We start from the raw sequence: 22,912 nt of genomic DNA on the forward strand, positions 1-22,912 counted from the left end.
CCGGAGATTGTCAGGGTTCGGGGCGTCTTGCTTGATGGTCGATAAGGTCTTCAGTCGATCTGTTTGCGCTTGCGGAAAGACAGAATCCAGATGCCGACCGCCAGCTCAAGTGCCGCAATAATCCACAAACCGCTTTGAAAATTACCGCTGGCGTCTTTCAGGGCACCCAACATGAAGGGCGCGCCAAAGCCGGCCAGGTTGGCGACCGAGTTGATGAAGGCCACGCCAATGGCTGCTGCCGAGCCTGCCAGAACGGCGTTAGGCAGTTGCCAGTACACCGGAATGCAACCCATGGTGCCGGACACGGCAATAATCAGGCTGATGAAGGCCATGCGCAAGGGTGCTGCTTGTCATGGGGTGTCTCCTTGTGTGGTACAGCGTGTTATGGCTGATCTGGGGGCAGGCGCTCGGCCATAAGCTCGCAGGCAGCAATGATGGGATTGATCACCGGCACAGCCAGCCTGCTTTGCAGGGCCTGGGCGCTTTGGGCCAGTGGGCCGCCGCCGATGATGACGGCGCGGGCACCGTCCTGTTCGATACACGCCGCGACACTATCGGCCAGTTCCTGATCCTGACGATCAGGGGCCTGGGCCAGATCCAGCGGGGCGGTAGGGGTCAGGCGCAGGCCGGAGAATTGTTCGCTCCAGCCATAGCACTGTACCTGATCCAGAATGGCTTGCTTCAGACCGGGGGTGGTGGTGGCAATACCAAAAGGCGTGCCTGCTCGGGCAGCCAGCATCATGGAGGCCTGACCGATGCCGATAACCGGAACCGTGAGGCGTTCAGTCAGTGCTTGCAGGCCGGGATCTCCAAAAGCGCCGACGATGACGCCGTCAGCGTCCTGTACCTGAGCCAGCACCTGCGGGTCTCTGGCCATGGCGGCGGCCTGCTCCAGCTCTTCCATTTCGGTCAACATGCCCGGTCCCTCAGGGGCGGTCAGTCCCCGGACCTGGATGTCGCGGCGCTGCAGGCTCTGGAAACAAGCCTGGGCAAGCGCCACCATCATGTCCGTGGTGGGACGGGAAGTATTGGGGTTGATGAGCAGTACGGTATGAGACATAAATACAAGGGCCGCAGCAAGGCGGCTTTTTAAGTGAATCAGGTATCCAGGGGGCGACCAAAGGTTTCGGGCGCCAACTGCAGGACAGCGGCAAAGGTGATGTACATGCCCGCCATCAAGGTGAACATGCCGGCTACGCCGTAGCCTTCCAGCACCCAGCCGCTAAGCGTAGGGATAAATGCGCCCGCCAGGGTGCCTAGTGCCAGAATGAAGGCGGTGCCAAAGGCGCGGACGCGGGTGGGATACAGTTCGGGGGAGAAAATCCAGATCGTGGTGTTGAGCAGCAGCACGCAGAACTGGAAAGCTGCACCGAATAGCAGCACCAGGTAGATATTGAAGCTCAGGAAGCCAAAGGCCAGACCGCTGGCGCAAGCCAGTAACGCTCCGTAGGTGAAGACGCGCTTGCGAGGCACGCGGGAGCCCAGGTAAGAGGCGGTCAAGGCACCCAGCAGGCTGCCCGACTGCATCAGGATCGTGAAGGTATAGCTTTTCACCAAAGAATAGCCTTGCTCCACCAGCAGGGTAGGCATCAGGGTCAGAACCGTCAGCTGTGCGCCATAAGTCATGCACACGGCAATGCCGGTCACCAGGGTGCGCATGGCCAGCGGGCCTTGAAAAATCTCGTTCAAACGCACCCGTTCTGCTTTTTGTGCCTGCGGGCCGCTGTGCAAATAAGGATAGGGATTGGCAACGTGACGGCCCAGCTTGCCCGAGGCCAGAATATTCAAAACCTGATTGGCCTCCTCGATACGCCCTTGAGACACCAGAAAACGGGGCGTTTCAGGAATGTAGCGACGATAGAACAGCACCATGAAGGCAGGCATGACCAGCAGGCCAAACACCCAGCGCCAGCTTTCTGGGCCGGGAAAGAGGGTGAAGACCAGCAAGCCGAAGGCCGGGGCCAGCATATTGCCCAGACCGCCACCTGCGACGTTGATCGTGCCGACAGCCGTGCCGCGAAAGCGTGAGGAGCAGAACTCGGCCAGCATGGTGACGGCAATCGAGATTTCGCCACCCAGCCCAAAACCCACAATCATGCGACCCAGGCCCAGTACCCAGTAGCTGGGAGCCAGGGCGCAGATCAGGGCGCCCAGCGTGAACAGGGCCAGATTGATGGTCAGCATGACTCGGCGACCGTAGTGGTCGGCGATATAGCCGGACAGCAAACGCCCCAGGGCGGCGGCAGCGAAGGTCAAGGTGTTCAGAAACCCGACATCACGAGGCGTCAGCCCCCAGTGTTCCTGTAGCAGCGGGCCGACCAGGCCCACGGCATTTTGCTCGAGCACGTCAAACAGGACGCCCAGCAAAATCAGGGCCAGCACTTTGCGGTGCGAGTTGGTGACGCCTATGGTTTCCAGCGAATTTTCCAGTTGCTGCTGAACCGTGTGATTGTTGGCCGTAGAACTGGCCTGTGCCTGCCCGGTATCGGCTGGCAAGGGTTGCTGCTTGCTAGACATGGTTTCTCCTCGTTTCAGGGCGTGTATGAGCCCAGCATTATTTTTTCAATCATTATTGCCATGAAAAAATATTTTCAAAACTAGGGTAAACGAGAAAGATTTTGCAGTGTCTACTGATTGACTGAGCAGGGCGTTGATATACAAGGATTTTTAATAAAAAAAAGGATCATCGCCGTTTGCGTAGGATCCTTATCTGATTCCAGCCATGAAACTTCTGGGCTGGCTTGTCTACGGAGTGCCTGATATGGGCCCGTAATACGAGAGTAGCGGTCTACAGCTCCAGAAAGCTGTCGTGGAAAGCCTCCACCAAGCCTAGATGACGACGCCCGGCAGGACCGGCCTGATCCATCACCTGGCTCAGGATCAGATGGCACAGCCCGATCACCGCCACGTGGTTATCCAGCACACCAGGCGATTGGACATCACAGCGCAGAGTCCAGCGACAAGCACTTTTCTCCGGGCTGAGCTGGTCAGTGATGTGCAACACATTCGGGTTCAGCTGCGCCATCTGCCCAATCAGTTGATCCATATTGCGCACCCGGCGACGCAGGGCAAAAATCACTACGACATCGTCAGCGTGTATGCCTGCCAGATGTTCCCCCATGGTCTCGCCAGGGCCGGGAATCAGTTGAGCCTCAGGGACGATTTGCAGCAACTGCCAGCGAAAGTAATTGGCCAGGGCATGGCTGGATCGAAACCCGAGAACCCATACTTTGCGCGCACCCAGAATGGCCTGGGCGATTTCTTTCAGCAACGAGTCGGGGATGCGTCTATAGGTAGCGGCCAGGTTGTTCTGACTTTGCTGCAAGTGTGTGGCCAGCGAGCGCTCGGCTTCCGTTTCAGTGGCTGCCAGCAACAGGGGTGAACCTGCTTTCTTTTCGGAGCGCACTTGTTTGCGGGCGGCCTCGTAATTGCTGTAACCCAGGCGTCGAATAAAGCGGGTGACCGTCGCATTGGACACATTGGCCAGGGAGGCCAGCTCCGAGGCGGTGTAGCCGGCCAGGTCGCCCGGAAAGTCCAGGGCAAATTCCGCCAGACGTCGCTCTGATGGGGATAGATCGTGAAGAATGTCACGTACGCGTCCAACAAAGGACTTGACGGCGGGATCAGACATGGCGCTCCGTACTCTTGTAGTGTGTTCTGGATTTTACGGGGAAGCTCATGGAACTGTATCAAAAATAAGGTGGCATTCATCGCCCTGAATCGTCTATAGATCTCCGCGCTCGGCCATGGAGACAGTCTGGCTGGGCGTGACAATAATGTGGTCCAGCAAGCGTATATCAACCAAAGCCAGTGCCTGGCGAATGTGCCGGGTCAGCCGGATATCGGAGGCGCTGGGATAGGCGGCACCGGAAGGGTGATTGTGCGCCAGAATAATGGCGCAGCTGTGGTGACGCAGGGCGGCGCGCAAAATCTCCCGTGGGTAGACTGAAGCCTGGTTGACTGTGCCCCGGCTGATCTCCTCGGCGCAGATCAGTCGCAGCTGATTGTCCAGAAACAGGGCCAGGCAATGCTCCACGGGTAAATGTCCAATATGGGCCAGACAATATTCGCGCACCTTGTCCGCCTGGTTCAGCACCGGCAAGTCCGTGAGTGATTCCAGGGCGCAGCGGCGTTGCAGTTCCCGGATAACCAACAGTTCCGCACATTTGGCCGGCCCGATGCCGTCCAGTTGGCGCAGGGCAGATGCATCAGCCGATAATAATCCTTTGAGTCCGTTAAAATGGTCCAGCAACATCTGGCCCAGCTCGACAGCATTGCGCCCGCGTGTACCGGTGCGCAGGACAATGCCTAGCAGTTCCGGGGTGCTCAGACAGGCAGGGCCGTGCGCCAACATGCGCTCACGGGGCCCTTGGCGGCGTAAAGTGGATGTGGCCATAAGAAACGCTAAAATGCGGTAATTGAATGATTTTCTATAGTGAGCGATCGTGAGTAACTCTGCTAGTTCCGAGCTTGGAATTGTCCGTCAGGATTCCTACCTGACTTTGCACTATCGTATAGAGCTGGCCAGTGGCCCGGCGGCAGGCTCTGTATTTGCGGATACCTTTACCGGCCGCCCGGCGACCTTGCAACTGGGCAATGGTCAGTGGGCCCCCGGTATGGAAGAGAAACTGCTGGGTCACCGTGAAGACGAGCGCTTTCAGCTCGACATTACTCCCGAGGATGCATACGGCGCCCGTAATCCGGACCTCTTGCAGCGCATCACTCGCGAAATGCTGGCCAGCAACGCCGCCGAAGGCGCGGAATTCGTGCCCGGTGATATGGTGGAGTTTGCCGCCCCTAATGGCAGTCGCTATTCGGGCGTGCTCAAGGAAATCGACGACAAGACTGCCTTGTTCGATTTCAATCATCCTTTGGCCGGTGTGGCTTTGCGCCTGGATGTTCATATTTTGGGGATTCTGTAATGAGTCAAGCTACTCCCGTTCAGAACGCTGAGGTTGTTCTGGCCCAGCCCCGTGGATTCTGTGCTGGGGTCGACCGCGCGATTGATATTGTCGAACGCGCTTTGGAATTGCACGGCGCACCCATTTACGTGCGCCATGAAATCGTCCATAACCGTTACGTGGTGGAAGACCTGCGCAATAAAGGGGCGATCTTTATTAAAGAGCTGGACGAGGCTCCCTCGGGTGCAATCGTTATTTTTTCGGCTCACGGCGTATCGCGTCAGGTGCGTGACGATGCCGAAAAGCGTGGTCTGAAAGTCTTTGACGCCACGTGCCCGCTGGTGACCAAAGTGCATATCGAGGTCTCTCGCATGCGCGCCGAAGGCCGGGAGATCATCATGATTGGTCACGTCGGACACCCTGAAGTCGAGGGTACGCTGGGGCAGGCTGACGGCGGCATGTACCTGGTGGAAACGCCCGAGGACGTCGCTAACCTGAAAGTGGCCGATCCCGACAAGCTGGCCTTTGTGACGCAAACCACCTTGTCCGTGGATGATGCGGCAGTTGTGGCCCAGGCCTTGCGCGAGCGCTTCCCCAATATTGTGGAACCCAAGAAAAGCGATATCTGTTATGCCACACAGAACCGTCAGGATGCGGTCAAGATCATGGCTCCACAGTGTGATCTGGTCCTGGTGGTGGGCAGTACCAATAGCTCCAACTCCAATCGTTTGCGCGAAGTCGCCGAACGCAAGGGGGCTGAAGCCTATCTGCTGGATAAACCGGAAATGATTGATCCGGCCTGGCTGGTCGGTAAAAAGCGCGTGGGTGTGACGGCCGGCGCTTCTGCTCCGGAAGTTCTGGTGAATCAGGTGATACAGCGCTTGCAGGAACTGGGCGTAGGCAAAGTGCGGGCCTTGGATGGTGTGGAAGAAAACATTGCCTTCCCGCTGCCCCGAGAACTGTCGCGCAAGATTGAAAGCCTGAACAAATAAAAAACGATTTTTGCAGGGTGGACAGGAGACAAGATGATTCTGTATAGCTACTTTCGCAGTTCCGCCGCTTACCGGGTGCGGATTGGTCTGAACCTCAAGGGGCTGGACTACCAGATCAAGCCTGTACACCTGCTCAAGGATGGTGGTCAGCAGCATCAGCCCGATTATGTGCAGGTCAATCCCGTGCAACTGCTGCCTGCTTTGGATGATGATGGTCTGATCATCACGCAATCCCTGGCCATCCTGGAATATCTGGACGAACGCTATCCTGAACTGCCTTTGTTGCCCAAAGCGTCGGCAGAGCGGGCTTGGGCACGTTCCATGGCCCAAACCGTGGCTTGTGATATTCATCCGCTGAATAATCTGCGCGTGTTGCAGTATTTGAAAAACGAACTGCACGCCCAGGAGGATGCTCGCAATCAATGGTATCGCCATTGGGTCAGCGTAGGGTTGGAAGGCCTGGAAGCCTTGGTGCAGCGCCATGGCAAAAAGGATCATGACTTTATTTTTGGTGATACTCCTGGTCTTGCCGAAATCTGCCTGATTCCTCAAATGTTCAATGCCCGTCGTTTTGACATTGATCTCAGCACATTTCCACGCCTCTTGGCTGTGGAGGAAAAATGTCTGGAGCTGTCCGCCTTTCAGGAAGCGGCCCCCGACCGCCAGCCCGACGCGGCTTGAGTATCAGCATAAGGGCGGTCCCTTGTTGGGCCGACCAGACTTCACCCGCCTGACAGGCGGGTTTTTCTTGCCCCGCTTCAATTGGCTGGATGATGTTGGGGGCGTAAAGGACGAGACATGAATATTGGTTTTTGTGGTTTGGGCCGTATGGGTCAGCCTATGGTGCACCGCTTGTTGAAGGCCGGTCATCAGGTTCGTATCTGGAATCGTTCCAAAGACAAGGGGCAAGCCCTGATCGAAGCCGGTGCCCACTGGTGCGATACCCCGGCGCAAATGGCCGAGCAGTGCGAAGCCGTTTTCCTGTGTGTCTTCGATGCACAGGCGGTGCACGACACGGTCCTGGGCGAGCAGGGCCTGGCGTCGATACAGGGAGCCTTGCGGATTGTGGTGGACCATTCCTCGATTCCTCCACAGGCCACACGCGAGATGGCTGCCCAATTGCAGCAACGTTGCGGGGCTCATTGGCTGGATGCTCCGGTATCCGGTGGTGTGGGCGGAGCAGAACAAGGCACGCTGGCCATCATGGTGGGCGGGCAGGCGGCGCAGCTGGATCGTGTTCGTCCGGTGCTGGCCGCGTATTCGCAGCGCGTCACCTTGATGGGGGCGGTAGGGGCCGGCCAAGTAACAAAGTTATGCAATCAGACCATTGTGGCCACCACCTTGACCGCTATCGCCGAGGCCTTGAGCCTGGCCAATGACAATGGCGTGGACGCCTCCAAAATCAGTGAGGCCCTGGGGGGCGGTTGGGCAGATTCGGTTTTGCTGCAATTGTTCGTGCCGCGCATGACTACGCCCGACAATCAAGTAAAAGCGTCGGTCGATACCATGTTGAAGGATTTGAATACCGTGGCGGAGCTGGCCAGTGTCAGTCACACCAGCATGCCGGTGGCTCATGCGGCCCAGCAAACCTATCGTGCGGCCCATCGTTTGGGCTTGGGCGCAGACGATGTCGCTCGCATTACGCATGTGAATAGTTACAATTACGGGGAATAAACTACCATCAGTCAAACTTAGTTTCGGTATTATGTCGGCTATTTGAAGTTGGGACTGTAGGTCTACAAAAGGGAAGTCATGAAGAAAAGTACAGGGCTGGTCACACTGGTTGTCGTGTTAGCGGCCGCATACGGCGGTTCGACCTGGTACACCGGTAAGAAAACTGAAGCGCTGGTGGGTGAGAAAGTGGCCCAGTTCAACACCCTGGCTGCCGAGCAGATGCAGCAAATGGGCATGAGCGAGTCGGTCGTCATGAACGTGGTGGACTACCAACGTGGCGTATTTTCCTCTACTGCTCGTTACACCATCACCATCAAGCCTTCCGACGCTGAAGAGAAGCCTCTGGAGCTGACTTTTGATGACAAGATCAGCCATGGCCCGCTGCCTATGTCGGCAATGGCTCTGGGTAACTTCACCCCTGTTGCCGCCTTGTCGCACAGCACTCTGGTCAAGACCAAAGACACCGAAGGCTGGTACAAGCTGACGGGCGACAAGACCCCTTTGTGGGCGGACAGCCTGGTCGGTTTTGACGGTGCCGTGGACTCCAATGTGCATTTTGAAGCCATCAAGCACCAAGGCGACGAAGTCAAAGTGGACTTCAGCGGCGGTCAATTGCGCACCAAAGCCGGTGGCAAGAGCAAAGATATTGTTGTGACCGGCAGCTTCCCCAAGCTGTTTGTTGACGACATCAGCGCAGATCCCTTGAAGCTTGAGGCCTCCAACTTCGTGGTGGACTTCAAGCAAGACGGTGACATCAATGTCAGCGGCACCCAGGTCGGCAAGCTGAGCGTTGATGACGTCAAGATGCAATCTGCCGAGACCGATGGCATTACCTTCAAGCAGATCGCCATCAATTCCGATGCGGTCACCAAAGACTCCGTCAGTGATACCAAGGTTGTTTACGCGCTGACTGATCTGGTGTTTGAAGACAAGGTCAAGCTGGGTTCGGTTGAGCTGTCGATGAACTTTGACCGCGTTTACGCACCTGCAATCTCCGCTCTGTCCAAGCTGATTTCCGATTCCAATCTGCAAAACGATATGGATTCGGTAGATGGCCCAACGGCTCAGAAGATGATGGAACTGGTGCTGCAGGCGCTGGAGCACAAGCCTGTGCTGCGTGTTGAGCCTCTGCGTTGGTACACCGCCGCTGGCGAGTCCAAAGCCACGCTGCGCATGGACTTCCAAAAGCCCAATGCGACCTTGCAAGAGCTGCAAACCAGCCCTGAAATGTGGATCGAAGCCATTCCTGCTGCTCAGCTGGATGTTTTGATTTCCAAGCCCATGCTGCGTGGCCTGGCTGCCGAGATGGACAAGGCTGAAGGCCTGTCGCCTGAAGAAGGCAATGCTGCCATGCTGGACATGATTCTGGATGCGGCTGTCGCTCCCTACGCCGAATCCAATATGGTCAAGAATGACGAGAACGGCATTTCCACGACCATCAAGTACGAGGGCAAGGATCGCGTGTTCGACATCAACGGTCAGCGTTTCACTTCCGAGCAATTGCTTGGTCTGGTCCTGATGGGCATGATGTAATTCGTCTGGGCCTGGTCCAGCGTAAAGCCCACCGAAATTCGGTGGGCTTTTTTTTACTGTCGGGCCGTCCCAGGGTGGAGCGCAAGCCGAAGGCGCAGCGTGGGGGGCCTTTTTTATTTAATCAGCGAAGGGAGCCAGATTTTATGGCCAGCTTATCGGATCAGCTGTCTCGGCTGGTGTACAGCACGGAACAAGGGCGTATGTGTCCTGATTGCGGGCAGCCACAAAAGCAATGTCGTTGCGAGGAGAATCGGCGCGAGCAAAGCCTGTCTCAGGCTCAGGGGCCGGTGCGCTTGAGTCTGGAAACCAAGGGGCGAAAAGGGAAGGGAGTGACCGTGGTAACGGGCCTGGTGATGCCCGAGGAGCAGCTCAAGGCGCTGGTCAAGGAACTGAAGAACGCCTGTGGAGCGGGCGGGACGCTGAAAGAGGGAACGCTGGAGATTCAGGGCGATCATCGAGCCGTTGTGCAGGCACGCCTGGAACACAACGGCTTGACGGTCAAGCGGGTCGGCAGACCCTGACAGGAATTTAGAAGCTGTAGCCCAAGCCTACGCCACCAAAGACGCTGCTTTTCTTCTCGACCAGCGGGCTGTCTTTGGCTTCTTCACCCAAGGTGTTCACGCCCAGCAGACCTTGCAGGGACCAGCTTTCGCTGATCTTGTGGGTGTACTGGCCGTACAAGGCATAAGAGCGCAAACCCGCGTCAGGGCGGTAGGTGCGCAGTTGTCCATTGCTGCCAGCGGCTTCATGCGACTTCACGCCAAAGTAGGTGCGCATGGCTTTTTCGTTGGACCATTTCAATTCGGCACCCAGCGAGAAGCTGCTGTCCTGATCATTCCAGAGGCGGTAGCTCAAATCCAGAACGGCCGTGGCGCCATAACCGCTTTTCAGTGCCTGGTAGTAGCTGCCTTCAATCTTGGCATTGCCCAGTTGGTAAGCAGTAAATACACCCAGATTGCCGTGACGATCAATATCATCAGTTCCGTACAGGCGGTCGGCATCACCGGATTTACGGGCACGGGCCAGAGCGGCGTAAGTACCGATAGTCCAGTTGTCTGTCAGATTGGTTTGCAGACCGATGGCAGGCATGCCTGCTTTGGGGGCCAGGAAAAAATGGCCGTTACGGTGCGAGAGCAGAGGGTAGAAACGGCCGTCGTAGCTGTCAGCCCCTTCGTACTTGGGGGCAAAACCAACACCGACACCCACGGTAGTTTGCTGTGCAAGTGCCTGGCTGGTTCCTAAAGCACATAAAGCCAGTAAAAGGCAGGGACGCAGAGCAGAACGGACGAGGGTGGGCATGACAGATTCCTTGTGATACGGGTAAAAACAGGCCCGCTTGTCGCGAGCTTAGCTATCGTATCAAGGTTTGGGTGGGGGCAGGCAGAATCATGACCGGCCAGTATGGTCTGTTGTTCTGGCCCTACACCCCATCAGGCTCGAATGTAAATCCAGTTTTCCGCCTGCAGTTTCACCAGGGCAGTGATGGCCCCTTGCTCCAAGGTTTGGAAGCGTTCTGGCGCACTGAGGGACTGATTGCGCAGCGTGTTGGGGCACAGGTAGGTGTAGGCGTCGCAATCGTGTTCCGCGCCTTCTACGCAAGCTTTAACGGCCTGCGCATTGGCGATGATGCGAATCTGGGCATCCGGTATGTCCTTGAGCAAGTTGCGCGCATTGCTGCGGGCGCGCTCCAGGGCATGAACGGTGGGGGCATGCAAGAGAACACGAGTGCTCATGAATAAACGTCCTGCTTGAAATTAGCGTGGGCCAAAAACGCGTTCGGTAATATCGGGTGAAGCGCCGGTCTGCATTTGAATGCGACCTTGCTCATCCTGCCAGACCATGGCGGGGGTGGCACGCAAATCCCAGCCCATCATCAGATCTTCATTGCGGGTCAGATCGGCTTCAATATCACTGGGCACGCTGTCCAGGCCTTTCACTCCGGCGCTGCGATCTTTCAGCATGGCCAAAGAGTGCTCGTTCAAGGCCTTTGTGGGATCCTTGGCAGCCAGGATGGCAGCCGATTTCAGGCTGCTGCTGGGGGCCAGAATGCCCACCATGACGTGGCGCAGCTGTACTTTGCCGGACTCAACCCAGGGGCGAGCCATTTGCCAGAACTGCATGCAGTAAGGGCAATTCGGGTCGGTAAACACGTAGACCACGCGTGGGGCCTTGTCGTCGCCATCCTTGATCCAGCGGGATTTTTCCAGTTTGCCCAGCATGTCCTTGGCAATGGCGGGTTGCACCAGTTCGTCCAGACCGGCCGGGCGTACCTCTTCACCCTTGGCATCGATCATGGTGCCCACCATCATGTGCTGCCCGTCGGGCAGGTTATAGATGGCCAATGCGCGATTCCCGCTATACGCACCCCAGGCTTTCAGACCACCGGGAGCATCAAATTCGCCCACAATGGATAGCCCTTGCTCTTCCAGGGCCTTCAGGGCAGCGGGGCGGTCGGCGGCTTGGACGACGGTGCTGACGTACAGTAAACCGGCCAAGGCAAGACGGATCGAAAAAGAGGAAAGCGGCATGGTGGTTAATCCTGCAAAACAGTCGGTGAATGTATATATCCAGAAAATATATACTAAGATCAAAATTGAATAAAAGAATGGGACTAGGCCTTGCCTGGATAGTTCCCCATTCCTGCTCTGATCAGGTTGTTTCTCTGCATTAGCCGGTCTTTAAGCGCGGATCTTCAGATTGGCCAGTTCCAGCAAGCGGTAGGTTTCGTGAACAGGCAAGCCCATTACGCCGGTATAGCTGCCACTCAAGTGGCTGATAAAGGCACCGCCCAGACCTTGAATGCCATAGGCTCCCGCTTTACCCATAGGCTCGCCGCTGGCGCAGTATTCCGCAATTTCTTGTTCGTTCAGAGTTTTGAAGCTGACTTCGCTGATGCTGATACTTTCAAACTCCACACCACCTACGCCCAGGGATAAGGCGGTCATCACTTTGTGACGGCGGCCCGAGAGCTCGCGCAAGATACGTGCGGCATCGGCCAGATCAGCAGGTTTGCCAAATATGGTCTCGTCCATGCAGACCGTGGTGTCGGCACTCAAAATAGCGCGCTCCTGATCCAGACTGCTGTACTGTGCCCGCCATTCCAGGGCGCGCAGCAGCTTGTCGCGAGCCGTGCGACGGACATAATCCAGCACCGCTTCCTGTTCCAGACGCGGTTCATCCTCGCCCGGAGGGCTGGGCACATGCAGGACTTCATGAGTGATCTGGATGCTGTTGAGCAGATCGTGGCGACGTGGACTGGCTGAGGCCAGATAGATGGGCTGAAAAGGCATAAGAAACCAGGACTAAAAGAAGGTTCAGGCGCGGTGGTAAGGATGCCCGGTCATGACGGACCAGGCGCGATACAGTTGCTCGGCCAGAAAGATACGTACCAAGGGGTGGGGCAGGGTCAGGGAGGACAGACGCAACATGCCGTGGCAGCTTTGCTTGAGTGCCGCATCCAGTCCGTCCGGGCCACCGACCAGAATGGCAATATCCTGACCGCTGCTGCGCCAACGCTCCAGCTCCTGAGCCAGCTTGACGGTGGTCAGGTCCTTGCCGCGTTCGTCCAGGGCGATGCGCATCGCCTGGGCGGGAATGGCCGCTTCAATGCGTTTGGCCTCGGCCTGCATCATCTGGGCAGGCGTCTTGCCGCTGGTACGGGGTTCGGCCTTGATTTCGCGCAGTTCTATGGCGCAGTCCTGGGGCATGCGGCGAGCATATTCCTGCCAGCCTTGTTCCACCCAGTCGGGCATGCGCTGACCTACCGCGATGACAATGAGTTTCATGGAATGTCGTAAAAGAAAAAAGGCCGCATCGTAAGCTGCGGCCCGGGTATTGCCGACAGGACAGTGGAAGGGCTTAGTCTTCGTCTTCGTCGGCGCTGGCGAAAAAGCCAGCCGGTGGAACCTGGCGCGATTGCGGCAGCAGTTCCACTTCGACAGGGCGTTCGCCCCAAAGTTCTTCCAGGTTGTAGTACTGGCGGATGGCCGGCTGCATGCAATGCACCACGATGTCACCCAAATCCAGCAACACCCATTCGCCGGTGTCCTCGCCTTCATGGGCCAGGACTTCGACCTTGTTTTGGCGTGCCTTGTCAAACACGCTCTGGGCCAGAGCGCGGGTTTGCCGGTTGGAAGTACCACTGGCAATGACCACACGATCGAACAGGCCGGTCATGTGGGTAGTGCTAAAGACCTTGATGTCTTGAGCTTTGACGTCCTCGAGGGCATCGATGACGAGTCGTTGAAGTGTTTCTATATTCATAAAAAGAACTATACAGGGCGCGCCTGTGGGTGGGAAAGATAGAGCCGTTTTTTGTCAATGTATTGAGCGACTTCTTCCGGGACCAGGGCGGTGATGTTGTCACCGCGCTGCACTCGCTCCCGAATCTGGGTGGCCGAGATGTCCATGGGCAGAAAGTCAATCTGATGCAAACGGCGCTGAAGTCGACTCAGTTCCTGCTGCAAGGCGACGGGCGTCTCCAAAGGACTGCCGGGGCGCTGGGCAACAGCCAGTTCGACGTATTCAAGAATTTCTTGCCAGTCGTTCCAGCTGCAAAAATTATGCAGTTGGTCGCTGCCTAAAATCCAGTAGTAGCGCGACCCGGCGGGCAAGCTGCGCACCGTGTCGATGGTGTAGGTTGGGCCACCGCGCTCGATCTCTACGGGGTTGACCTGCAAGCCCGGATGGCTTTGGGCGGCCAGCTCGGCCATGACCAAACGATCCTGGGTGCTGGCACCCAAGGCGTCGCGTTGCCAGGGCTGGGCAGCGGGCAGCAACTGAACCTGGTCCAGCTGCAGCTGGTCGAACGCGGCAAGCGCCAGCGCCACATGAGCTTTATGGATGGGGTCGAAACTGCCACCCAGGAGCCCGACACGCTTTAAATCCATTCGCGAGGCACCAGGTATTGCGCCAGGGCCGCTTCTGGCGTGCCGGGTTCGGGCGACCAGTTGTAGCGCCAGCTCGCCTGGGGTGGCATGGACAACAGGATGGATTCCGTACGGCCACCCGATTGCAGGCCAAACAGGGTGCCACGGTCAAAGACCAGATTGAATTCGACATAGCGGCCGCGACGAATGGCCTGGAAGTCTCGATGCGCCTGGGTGTATTCCTGATCCATGCGGGCACGCACGATAGGTGCATAGGCATCGGTAAAGGAATTGCCCACGGAGCGGGTCAGGGCAAAGCTGGCTTCAAAGCCGGGCTCGTTCAGGTCGTCGTAGAAAATGCCGCCAATGCCACGGGTCTCGTTGCGGTGCTTCAGATAAAAATATTCGTCGCACCAGCGCTTGTAGCGCGGGTAGTAATCCGCACCGTGCGGCGCCAGAGCATCGTGGCACACCTGGTGGAAATGGCGGGCATCGTCTTCGTGCAGGTAGTAGGGCGTCAAGTCCAGACCGCCACCAAACCAGAACACATCCTCTTGATCCGCTGTCTGGGCCTGGGCCACAAACATGCGCACATTCATGTGCGTGGTGGGTACAAAGGGATTGCGCGGGTGAATCACCAGTGAAACACCCATGGCCTCCCAAGGGCGTCCGGCCAGTTCAGGGCGGTGGGCGCTGGCCGATGGAGGCAGGGTGTGGCCTTTGACATGGCTGAACAGAACGGCAGCCCGTTCAAAAACAGGGCCGTTCTCCAGCAGGCGGGACAGACCGCCACCGCCTTCTGGACGATCCCACTGGTCCGACTCGAAAGGCGTGCCATCCAGCTGCTCCAGAGTGTCCACGATGTGGCTTTGCAACTGACGGAAATAAGCCTGGACGGTATCAATGGGTAAAGACATGAAAAGACCTTGCTGCGACAATCAGGATTCACTGCTGGGCAGAGCGCGCCAGCCGATATCGGTGCGAAATTGCTTGCCGTCGAAATGCGTTTGGGAAATGGCCTCGTAGGCGGCTTCCTGAGCGCGACGGATGGAGTCGGCCATGGCGGTGACACACAATACACGACCACCCGTGGTGACCACGGTGCCGTCTTTCATCTGCGTGCCTGCATGGAAGGTGATGCACTCGTCGGTGTCTTTCGCAAATTGCGTGATGGCATCACCAGTACGAGGCTCTTCGGGGTAATTGGCCGCGGCCAGTACCACGCCAATCGCGGTACGACGATCCCATTCGATGGTGGCCTCGTCCAGCTTGCCAGCCAGAGCCAGTTCGAAGGTTTCGGTCAGATCGCTCTTGATGCGCATCATGATGGGCTGGGTTTCAGGGTCGCCCATGCGGCAGTTGAATTCCAGCACCTTGATGGGGCGGGTGGCATCCGGGCCATCGTCAATCATCACGCCCGCGTACAGAAAGCCGGAGTAGGGCAAGCCTTCCTTGGCCATGCCTTGCATGGTGGGGTGAATGACTTCGCGCATGATTCGGTTATGCAGCGTGGGGCTGACGATAGGGGCGGGGGAGTAAGCACCCATGCCGCCTGTGTTCGGGCCCTGGTCGCCGTCTTTCAGGCGTTTGTGGTCCTGGCTGGTAGCCATGGGCAGCACATTCTTGCCGTCGCACATCACGATGAAACTGGCTTCTTCGCCGGTCAGGCATTCTTCCACGACCACGCGGGCACCGGCGGCACCAAAGCGACCATCACCCAGAATGTCGTCAATGGCGCCCAATGCTTCTTCCAGCGTGGTGGCCACAATCACGCCCTTGCCAGCGGCCAGGCCATCGGCCTTGACCACAATGGGAGCGCCTTGCTGACGGATGTAATCCTTGGCGGCGTCCGGATCGGTAAAGGTCGCGTAGGCCGCCGTCGGGATGTTGTGGCGCACCATGAAGGCTTTGGCATAGTCCTTGGAGCTTTCCAGCTGCGCGGCAGCCTGGGTGGGACCAAAGATTTTCAGACCGGCCGCACGGAAGGCGTCCACAATGCCTGCGGCCAGCGGTGCTTCCGGGCCGACGACAGTGAAGGCAATTTTTTCTTGCTTCACAAAGGCAATCAGTTCCTGGATATCGGTGATGGCCAGGTTTTCAATACGTTCGGCACGCGCGGTACCGCCATTGCCCGGGGCAACGTAGACAGTCTGCACGCGTGCAGATTGGGCCAGGCGCCATGCCAAGGCGTGTTCACGGCCGCCGCTGCCGACAACAAGTAGCTTCATAGTGATGAGTCGGGCAGGGCCCGCAAAGAGGAGTTTTCAGAAATAGCTTATTCGGCTTCGTCCATGACGGCGGTGGTGTAGACCTCTTGGACATCGTCCAGGCCTTCCAGTGCGTCCAGAAGTTTTTGCATCTTGACGGCATCGTCGCCGCTCAGTTCCGTTTCGTTCAGGGCTTTCATGACCACGCCTTCCACTTCAGGCGTCAGGCCAGCGGCCTGGAACGCGGCTTGCACAGCCGGGTAGTCCGTAGGAGCGCACAGCACTTCGATCAGGCCTTCTTCGTCGGTCACGATATCGTCGGCACCAGCTTCCAGGCCGATTTCCATAATCGTGTCTTCCGAAGTGCCCGGAGCGAACAGAAACTGACCGCAGTGGCGGAATTGAAACACGACCGAGCCGTCCAGACCCAGATTGCCGCCATTTTTTGTAAAGGCGTGACGCACATCCGAGACCGTACGCTGACGGTTGTCGGTCATGCAGTCCACAATCACGGCCGCGCCGTTAATACCGTAGCCCTCGTAGCGAATTTCTTCGTAGTTGGCATCATCCGCGCCGCCTGCGCCGCGCTGGATGGCGCGCAGAATGTTGTCTTTGGGCATATTGGCAGCGGTTGCCTTGTCCCAGGCCATGCGCAAACGTGGGTTGGACTCGGGGTCAGGGCCGCCGGTACGTGCGGCCACGGTGACCTCACGAATGATCTTGGTCCAAAGTTTGCCCCGTTTTGCGTCTTGACGACCTTTACGGTGCTGAATATTCGCCCATTTACTATGTCCGGCCATAAAGTATTACCAATTCAGTAGACTACGTTCAAAGAAAAACAGATCTATTTTAACCTGTCTGCGCGACAAGGCCCGAGCTTGGGCGAAAGTCGCTAGAATCTAGGCACTTGGCATTCTATCCGGAAGAGAACAAACAATCATGGCTGATCCAATTTTGCTTGCTCAGAATAGCGATACTCCCATTTACCTGTTGCCTGCGCTGGCCAATCGGCATGGTTGTATTACGGGGGCTACCGGGACGGGGAAGACCGTCACCTTGCAGGTTTTGGCCGAAGCCTTTTCCCGCCTGGGAACACCGGTTTTTCTGGCCGACGCAAAAGGCGATTTGAGTGGAATTTCTCAAGCCGCCCAGCCTAATCCGAAATTGCAGGAGCGTCTGCAAAAGCTGGGCCTGCCCGAGCCAGCCTGGGGGGCGAACCCGGTCACCTTCTGGGATATTTTTGGCGAGCAGGGTCATCCGGTCCGGGCCACGATTTCCGACATGGGGCCTTTGCTGCTGTCCCGGATTCTGGAGTTGAACGATACCCAGGAAGGGATTCTCAATATCGTCTTTCGTCTGGCAGACGACGAGGGCCAGTTGATTCTGGACCTGAAAGATTTGCGCGCCGTGCTGCAAGACGTATCGGATCGTGCCGCCGAGCTTCGCAATCAGTATGGCAATATTGCGGCAGCCAGTGTGGGGGCAATCCAACGCGCCTTGCTGCGCCTGGAAACGCAGGGGGCGGATCGCTTCTTTGGTGAGCCAGCGCTGGATGTGATGGACTGGATTCGTACCGACTCGGCCGGGCGCGGCATGATCCATGTGCTGGCAGCCGACAAGCTGATGCAGTCACCTCGCTTGTACGCGGTCTTCCTGCTGTGGATGCTGGCCGATCTGTACGAGCGCCTGCCGGAAGTGGGCGATCTGGACAAACCGCGTCTGGTTTTCTTCTTTGATGAAGCCCACTTATTGTTTACAGGTGCACCAAAGGCCTTGCTGGAGAAAGTCGAGCAGGTTGTGCGTCTGATCCGCTCCAAAGGTGTGGGTATTTATTTCGTGACACAAAACCCGCTGGATATTCCCGATACCGTTCTGGGTCAGCTGGGTAACCGAGTACAGCACGCCTTGCGCGCCTTCACACCGCGTGATCAGAAAGCCGTCAAGACAGCAGCGCAAACCATGCGCCCCAATCCTGGTCTGGATATTGAAGCGGCCATTACCGAGTTGGGCGTTGGCGAGGCCCTGGTGTCCATGCTGGATGCCAAGGGGATTCCCACGCCTACCGAGCGTGCCTGGCTGGTGGCTCCGGGTAGCCGAATTGGCCCCGCTACCGATGCGGAGCGGCAAACGGTACGACAAGCGTCCTTGTTTGGCTTGAAGTACGACCAGGCAATTGACCGCGAATCCGCCTACGAGGTGCTGGCCAAAAAAGCGGCTGATGCGGCTGCCAATGGTGCCGCGGGTGCCACGCAGCCGGGAGCGGCGGCAGGCAAGGACGAAGGCCTGATGGGTGTCGTCAATGACTTTCTGTTTGGATCAACCGGGCCGCGTGGTGGCAAGAAGGACGGCCTGGTGCAAAGCATGATCAAAACCGAGACCAAACGGGCTGCCACCAAAGTGCTGCGTGGGGTATTGGGTTCTTTATTTGGAGGGAAACGTTAATGCCCACGCAACTGCCTCATTTAATTGTTGCCACCACAAGGCCATCAGAAACAGCACGTTGGGCGGATGAATTCCGCAAAGTCTATCCTGATTGGAAAGTTGATGAGTTTGTAGCAGGTCAGCCCAGCACCGGGGCGACTTACGCCATCGTCTGGCAGCCGGATGCGGCCTTGTTCAAGCAGGAACCCCATTTGCGCGCCACCTTCAATCTGGGGGCGGGCGTGGATGCCGTCGCAGGGACCATCCCGGCCGAGATGCCTTTGTACCGCTTGGAAGATGCGGGCATGGCCGAGCAAATGGCCGAATATGCCTTGTATGGCGTGCTGCGTGCGGTAGGCCGTTTTCAGCCCTACGAGGAACAGGCGCGTGAGGGAAAGTGGAAAGCCTACCGCCCGATCGACCGCCGCCAGTGGCCAGTCGCTGTGCTGGGGCTGGGCGCGATTGGCAGCAAGATTGCCAAGGTCATCGCCAGTCTGGGCTATCCCGTACATGGCTGGTCGCGTCGTCTGCACGAAGCGGACTTCCCTTGCTATGCCGGTGAAAAGGGCCTGAAAGAGTGCGTCTCTGCCAGCCGTATCCTGGTCAACGCCTTGCCACTGACTCCGCAAACAGAAGGTTTGATCAACCGCGACGTATTGTCGAATTTGCAGCCTGGTGGCTATTTGATTAACGTCGCTCGCGGTGGCCACTTGGTCGATGCCGATGTGCTGGACGCCCTGAAGAGCGGTCATCTGTCAGGCGCTTTGCTGGATGCCTTTACCCAGGAGCCGTTGCCAGCCGATCATCCGTATTGGGGTGTTCCTTCTGTGATGGTTACGCCTCATATTTCGGGTATCACCGTTCGTGAATTGGCATTGGAGCAAATTGGCTCGCGCATCGAGCTTTTGCAGCAAGGCAAGCCTGCGACTGGTCGGGTGAATCACAGTCAGGGCTATTAATCCTTAACCGATTTGGACTAGCCTGCCGGCACCGTGGAAGCTGGCAGGCTAATTGCTGTTTTGTGAACAGAGCAGCGTCTTTTCAGAATAAGGCCGTGGAGGCCATGTAAAACCACAAGGAAAGAGGAATGAGTAAAGTTCATCGTATTGCCGTGATCGCGGGAGATGGGATCGGCAAGGAAGTCATGCCTGAAGGGCTGCGTATTCTGGAAGTGGCCGCTCGCCGTCACGCCATAAATTTTGATTGGAAAGTTCTGGACTGGAGCTCGGACTACTACCAGAAGCACGGCACCATGATGCCTTCGGACTGGAAAGCCCAATTAATGGATACCGAGGCCATTTTCTTTGGCGCCATGGGCTGGCCTGATCTGGTTCCCGACCACGTTTCGCTGTGGGAATCTCTGTTCAAGTTCCGTCGTGAATTTGATCAATACATCAACTTGCGTCCTGTGCGTTTGATGCCTGGTGTGCGTTCGCCACTGGCAGGTCGTGAGCCCGGTGATATCGATTTCTTTATCGTGCGCGAGAACACCGAAGGTGAATACTCCAATAGCGGCGGCATCATGTTTGAAGGCACGCAGCGCGAAGTGGTGATTCAGGAAAGTGTCTTTACCCGCACGGGTACGGACCGAGTCTTGAAGTTCGCTTTTGAACTGGCTAAAAAACGCGGTAAACACGTTACTGCTGCGACCAAGTCCAACGGTATTTCGATTTCCATGCCCTGGTGGGATTCCCGCGTGGCCGCCATGGGCGAGCAATACCCGGATGTGAAATGGGACAAGTATCACATCGATATTCTGTGTGCACACTTTGTGCAACATCCGGACTGGTTTGATGTTGTTGTAGCTTCCAACCTGTTTGGCGATATCTTGTCCGATCTGGGCCCGGCATGTACCGGCACCATCGGCATTGCACCCTCGGCCAACCTGAACCCCGAACGCGTATTCCCCTCCTTGTTTGAGCCCGTGCACGGCTCGGCACCGGATATTTATGGCAAGGGCATTGCCAACCCGGTCGGTCAGATCTGGAGTGGTGCCTTGATGCTGGATTTCCTGGGCTACCCCCAGGCAGCCGCCGAAGTAGTGCAAGCCATTGAGCAGGTTCTGGCCAATGGCCCACGTACCCCTGATTTGGGTGGTCAGGCCAGCACAACACAAGTAGGCGAGGCTATCGCCCAAGTGTTGGAAGCGATGGCCTGAGCCATCAGTTGGACTTGGGTGGGCGCAAGCCTGCCCAAGTGATGGCTCCAATCATGATGGCGCCACCCAGCAGCGCACGGCTGCTGGGGTATTGAGCGAAAAGCAGCGCCGCAAAAGCGATGGCGTAGACAGGCTCCAAGGCGATCACAATCCCGGCACTGCGGGCATTCAAAACGCTTAGCGCAGAGACCAGCAGGTAATGCGACAAGGCCGTACAAAATACCCCCAGCAGTGCAATCCATACCCAGTCCACCAGCGTGCTGTCGCCCAGCAGCGGTATGGCAAAAGGCCAGCACATCAGGGCGACAAACAGGTTTTCCCACCAGGCCACTTGCTGTGCCGACAAGTGCTTGGCTGCGCGTCGGTTGATGAGGGTGAACATGGCGAAAGTAAAGCCGGAGGCAATGGCCCAGGCCAGGCCAATGGTGGATTGATCCTGGAAATCAAAAGAGGGGGTCACCAGCAACAAGCCCACGGTGACCAAGGCCAGAATGATCCACTCCGATACGGTAACGCGCTCGCGCAGTACGGCCCATTCACACAAGGTAATAAAGGCCGGGAAGCTGGCAAAGCCCAAGGTGGCAATGGCCACGCCGCCCACTTTGACCGCCACAAAAAAAGTGGCCCAGTGAATGGCCAGCATGATGGAGGCCATTAGCAGGGTGCGAAAGTCCGCTGTTTTCATGCCCTGACCCAAACCGCGCCCTTGAGAGCGAATGCTGATAAACAAGGCCAGGACTGCAAAGCTGGCTCGGCCCGCGGTGATCAGCATGGCGCCGACCTGAATGAGCTCACCAAAAATGCCGGTCAGTCCGAACAGTACGGCGGCCACATGAATGGCAGCCAGAGCACGTCCATGCGTCATGGAAAGCGATCCGAGAAAAAAGGAGTCAATTTAGGCTATTCTGGTGTTTTATATCAGCCAGTGATAGGGCTAGTGGGTCGGGCAGGCAATAAGAGCAAGGCATTATTCTAAGACATTGCTACGGGCCCCTCATCAAAGGAGTAAAACAATGACGCAGACGGTTAAGGCGATACGGATTGAGCGTAATGGTGGTCCGGAGGTATTGCAGTGGGCTTCGGTAGAGCTGCCCGCTCCGCAGGAGAAGGAAGTCACCATACGCCAAAAAGCAGTGGGCTTGAACTTTATCGACATTTATTTCCGTAATGGCCTCTACAGCAATCCCTTGCCGCATGGTTTGGGTTTTGAAGCGTCCGGCATTGTGGAAGCAGTCGGTTCGGGTGTCACGAATCTGAAAGTGGGTGACCGTGTTGCCTACGGTCAAAGCCCGCTGGGTGCGTATGCCGAGGCTCGTAATGTGCCTGCTGATCGTGTGGTACGCATTCCTGATGGCGTCACTTTTGAGCAGGCGGCGGCCATGATGCTCAAAGGTTTGACGTGCTGGTATTTGCTGCGCCAGACCTATCGCGTGCATGAAGGCCAGACGATTCTGTTTCATGCCGCTGCGGGTGGCGTGGGCTTGTACGCCTGCCAATGGGCACGTGCTTTGGGCGTGAAGTTGATCGGTACGGTGTCCAGTCCCGAGAAAGCCGCTTTGGCGAAAGAGAACGGTGCGTGGGAAGTGATTGATTACTCCCACGAAGACGTGGTGCAGCGCGTGCTGGAACTGACCAATGGCCAGAAAGTACCTGTCGTATATGACGGCGTGGGCAAGGATACCTGGGAGCGCTCGCTGGATTGCTTGCAGCCGCGTGGCCTGATGGTCAGCTTTGGCAATGCTTCCGGCCCGGTAACCGGTGTGAATCTGGCGACGCTGGCATCGAAGGGCTCCTTGTATGTGACCCGTCCTGTGCTGGGGGCTTATGTGCCTACACAGGAAACCATGCAAGATGCCGCTGACGAAATGTTCGAGCTGGTGCTGCAAGGCAAGATCAAGCCGCTGATCGGTCAGCGTTTCCCGCTGGATCAGGTTGCCAAGGCCCATGAGGAATTGGCAGGGCGTCGTACCACGGGCTCGACGGTGTTGACGCTGGATTAAGGCGGATTATCGGGTAAGAAGGGGGGAGCAGCTAGCCCTTGCTCAGCGCTGCGCTTGAGATAACAGGTGCAAGTCAGGAATCCACTCTTCTGGTGTTGCTTGTCTTTCCTGATATCCCGATTTGTATGTCAGGTATTTTGAAAGCCCGATAAGCACGC

At 57.3% G+C, this 22,912-nt stretch carries 26 protein-coding genes; 10 read left to right on the plus strand and 16 right to left on the minus strand.

What is annotated here, in order from left to right; genetic code table 11:
• Positions 1 to 50: 50 nt before the first annotated feature.
• The 5 genes from N879_RS07810 to radC form a co-directional block, all read right to left on the minus strand.
• Positions 51 to 332, minus strand: coding sequence for a hypothetical protein (locus tag N879_RS07810; RefSeq protein WP_009456465.1), 282 nt, complete (start codon positions 330 to 332; stop codon positions 51 to 53).
• 50 nt (positions 333 to 382) lie between these two features.
• On the minus strand, positions 383 to 1,060 hold the full coding sequence (locus N879_RS07815; RefSeq protein WP_009456463.1) for an aspartate/glutamate racemase family protein: 678 nt from the start codon (positions 1,058 to 1,060) through the stop codon (positions 383 to 385).
• Positions 1,061 to 1,098: 38 nt separating this feature from the next.
• The gene (locus N879_RS07820) at positions 1,099 to 2,517 is read right to left on the minus strand and encodes an MFS transporter (protein WP_022983306.1); all 1,419 of its coding nucleotides are present in this window, start codon (positions 2,515 to 2,517) and stop codon (positions 1,099 to 1,101) included.
• 271 nt (positions 2,518 to 2,788) lie between these two features.
• Positions 2,789 to 3,631 (minus strand): MurR/RpiR family transcriptional regulator, encoded by an 843-nt coding sequence (locus N879_RS07825; RefSeq protein WP_009456462.1) that lies wholly within the window; start codon positions 3,629 to 3,631, stop codon positions 2,789 to 2,791.
• Positions 3,632 to 3,724: 93 nt separating this feature from the next.
• On the minus strand, positions 3,725 to 4,396 hold the full coding sequence (gene radC / locus N879_RS07830) for a RadC family protein (RefSeq protein WP_022983307.1): 672 nt from the start codon (positions 4,394 to 4,396) through the stop codon (positions 3,725 to 3,727).
• Between the two features lie 49 nt (positions 4,397 to 4,445).
• On the opposite strand from radC, the gene N879_RS07835 reads away from it, so the two are divergent.
• From N879_RS07835 to N879_RS07860, 6 genes are all read left to right on the plus strand, one after another.
• Complete coding sequence (locus N879_RS07835; protein WP_230940668.1) at positions 4,446 to 4,922, plus strand: FKBP-type peptidyl-prolyl cis-trans isomerase; 477 nt, start codon at positions 4,446 to 4,448, stop codon at positions 4,920 to 4,922.
• Positions 4,922 to 5,893, plus strand: a complete 972-nt coding sequence (ispH, locus tag N879_RS07840) for a 4-hydroxy-3-methylbut-2-enyl diphosphate reductase (RefSeq protein ID WP_009456459.1) — start codon at positions 4,922 to 4,924, stop codon at positions 5,891 to 5,893. The genes N879_RS07835 and ispH overlap by 1 nt, the downstream gene beginning before the upstream one ends.
• Before the next feature lie 33 nt (positions 5,894 to 5,926).
• Complete coding sequence (gene maiA / locus N879_RS07845) at positions 5,927 to 6,574, plus strand: maleylacetoacetate isomerase (protein ID WP_009456458.1); 648 nt, start codon at positions 5,927 to 5,929, stop codon at positions 6,572 to 6,574.
• 117 nt (positions 6,575 to 6,691) lie between these two features.
• A complete protein-coding gene (locus N879_RS07850; protein WP_009456457.1) occupies positions 6,692 to 7,567 on the plus strand; it encodes an NAD(P)-dependent oxidoreductase in 876 nt (291 codons plus the stop codon).
• A 78-nt stretch (positions 7,568 to 7,645) separates the two neighbouring features.
• On the plus strand, positions 7,646 to 9,100 hold the full coding sequence (locus N879_RS07855) for a YdgA family protein (protein ID WP_009456455.1): 1,455 nt from the start codon (positions 7,646 to 7,648) through the stop codon (positions 9,098 to 9,100).
• Between the two features lie 143 nt (positions 9,101 to 9,243).
• Positions 9,244 to 9,621 carry a hypothetical protein gene (locus N879_RS07860; RefSeq protein ID WP_009456454.1) on the plus strand — a complete coding sequence of 126 codons (378 nt, stop codon included), beginning with the start codon at positions 9,244 to 9,246 and terminating at the stop codon, positions 9,619 to 9,621.
• A gap of 7 nt (positions 9,622 to 9,628) precedes the next feature.
• On the opposite strand, the gene N879_RS07865 is transcribed toward N879_RS07860, so the two are convergent.
• The 10 genes from N879_RS07865 to N879_RS07910 all read right to left on the minus strand — a co-directional run bounded on the left by N879_RS07865 (position 9,629) and on the right by N879_RS07910 (position 16,975).
• Positions 9,629 to 10,399, minus strand: a complete 771-nt coding sequence (locus tag N879_RS07865; protein ID WP_009456452.1) for a MipA/OmpV family protein — start codon at positions 10,397 to 10,399, stop codon at positions 9,629 to 9,631.
• 131 nt (positions 10,400 to 10,530) lie between these two features.
• A complete protein-coding gene (locus tag N879_RS07870) occupies positions 10,531 to 10,833 on the minus strand; it encodes a DsrE family protein (RefSeq protein WP_009456361.1) in 303 nt (100 codons plus the stop codon).
• Between the two features lie 21 nt (positions 10,834 to 10,854).
• Positions 10,855 to 11,628, minus strand: a complete 774-nt coding sequence (gene dsbG / locus N879_RS07875) for a thiol:disulfide interchange protein DsbG (protein WP_009456359.1) — start codon at positions 11,626 to 11,628, stop codon at positions 10,855 to 10,857.
• Positions 11,629 to 11,778: 150 nt separating this feature from the next.
• Entirely contained in the window at positions 11,779 to 12,390 is a 612-nt protein-coding gene (locus N879_RS07880; protein WP_009456357.1) for a Maf family protein, read from the minus strand.
• 24 nt (positions 12,391 to 12,414) lie between these two features.
• Positions 12,415 to 12,885: a 23S rRNA (pseudouridine(1915)-N(3))-methyltransferase RlmH gene (rlmH, locus tag N879_RS07885; RefSeq protein ID WP_009456141.1), complete on the minus strand. Its 471-nt coding sequence runs from the start codon at positions 12,883 to 12,885 to the stop codon at positions 12,415 to 12,417.
• Between the two features lie 73 nt (positions 12,886 to 12,958).
• Positions 12,959 to 13,363 carry a ribosome silencing factor gene (gene rsfS / locus N879_RS07890; protein WP_009456142.1) on the minus strand — a complete coding sequence of 135 codons (405 nt, stop codon included), beginning with the start codon at positions 13,361 to 13,363 and terminating at the stop codon, positions 12,959 to 12,961.
• Between the two features lie 8 nt (positions 13,364 to 13,371).
• Positions 13,372 to 13,989, minus strand: coding sequence for a nicotinate (nicotinamide) nucleotide adenylyltransferase (nadD, locus tag N879_RS07895; protein ID WP_009456143.1), 618 nt, complete (start codon positions 13,987 to 13,989; stop codon positions 13,372 to 13,374).
• Positions 13,980 to 14,885 carry an oxygen-dependent coproporphyrinogen oxidase gene (gene hemF, locus N879_RS07900; protein ID WP_022983308.1) on the minus strand — a complete coding sequence of 302 codons (906 nt, stop codon included), beginning with the start codon at positions 14,883 to 14,885 and terminating at the stop codon, positions 13,980 to 13,982. The genes nadD and hemF overlap by 10 nt, the downstream gene beginning before the upstream one ends.
• Before the next feature lie 21 nt (positions 14,886 to 14,906).
• A complete protein-coding gene (purD, locus tag N879_RS07905) occupies positions 14,907 to 16,196 on the minus strand; it encodes a phosphoribosylamine--glycine ligase (RefSeq protein ID WP_022983309.1) in 1,290 nt (429 codons plus the stop codon).
• Between the two features lie 47 nt (positions 16,197 to 16,243).
• A complete protein-coding gene (locus tag N879_RS07910) occupies positions 16,244 to 16,975 on the minus strand; it encodes a YebC/PmpR family DNA-binding transcriptional regulator (RefSeq protein WP_009456155.1) in 732 nt (243 codons plus the stop codon).
• 139 nt (positions 16,976 to 17,114) lie between these two features.
• On the opposite strand from N879_RS07910, the gene N879_RS07915 reads away from it, so the two are divergent.
• From N879_RS07915 to N879_RS07925, 3 genes are all read left to right on the plus strand, one after another.
• Complete coding sequence (locus N879_RS07915) at positions 17,115 to 18,617, plus strand: helicase HerA-like domain-containing protein (protein ID WP_009456157.1); 1,503 nt, start codon at positions 17,115 to 17,117, stop codon at positions 18,615 to 18,617.
• On the plus strand, positions 18,617 to 19,555 hold the full coding sequence (locus tag N879_RS07920; RefSeq protein WP_022983310.1) for a 2-hydroxyacid dehydrogenase: 939 nt from the start codon (positions 18,617 to 18,619) through the stop codon (positions 19,553 to 19,555). Before N879_RS07915 ends, N879_RS07920 begins: the two co-directional genes overlap by 1 nt.
• Before the next feature lie 128 nt (positions 19,556 to 19,683).
• Positions 19,684 to 20,754, plus strand: coding sequence for a tartrate dehydrogenase (locus tag N879_RS07925; RefSeq protein ID WP_009456162.1), 1,071 nt, complete (start codon positions 19,684 to 19,686; stop codon positions 20,752 to 20,754).
• A 4-nt stretch (positions 20,755 to 20,758) separates the two neighbouring features.
• Here N879_RS07925 and N879_RS07930 read toward each other — a convergent pair whose 3' ends face one another.
• Positions 20,759 to 21,619: a DMT family transporter gene (locus N879_RS07930; RefSeq protein WP_009456164.1), complete on the minus strand. Its 861-nt coding sequence runs from the start codon at positions 21,617 to 21,619 to the stop codon at positions 20,759 to 20,761.
• Positions 21,620 to 21,767: 148 nt separating this feature from the next.
• Here N879_RS07930 and N879_RS07935 point away from each other — a divergent pair, with 148 nt between their 5' ends.
• Positions 21,768 to 22,754, plus strand: a complete 987-nt coding sequence (locus N879_RS07935; RefSeq protein WP_022983311.1) for a quinone oxidoreductase family protein — start codon at positions 21,768 to 21,770, stop codon at positions 22,752 to 22,754.
• Positions 22,755 to 22,912 lie beyond the last annotated feature (158 nt).

The organism is Alcaligenes sp. EGD-AK7, assembly GCF_000465875.3.
Classification (GTDB): Bacteria; Pseudomonadota; Gammaproteobacteria; order Burkholderiales; family Burkholderiaceae_B; genus Alcaligenes; species Alcaligenes phenolicus.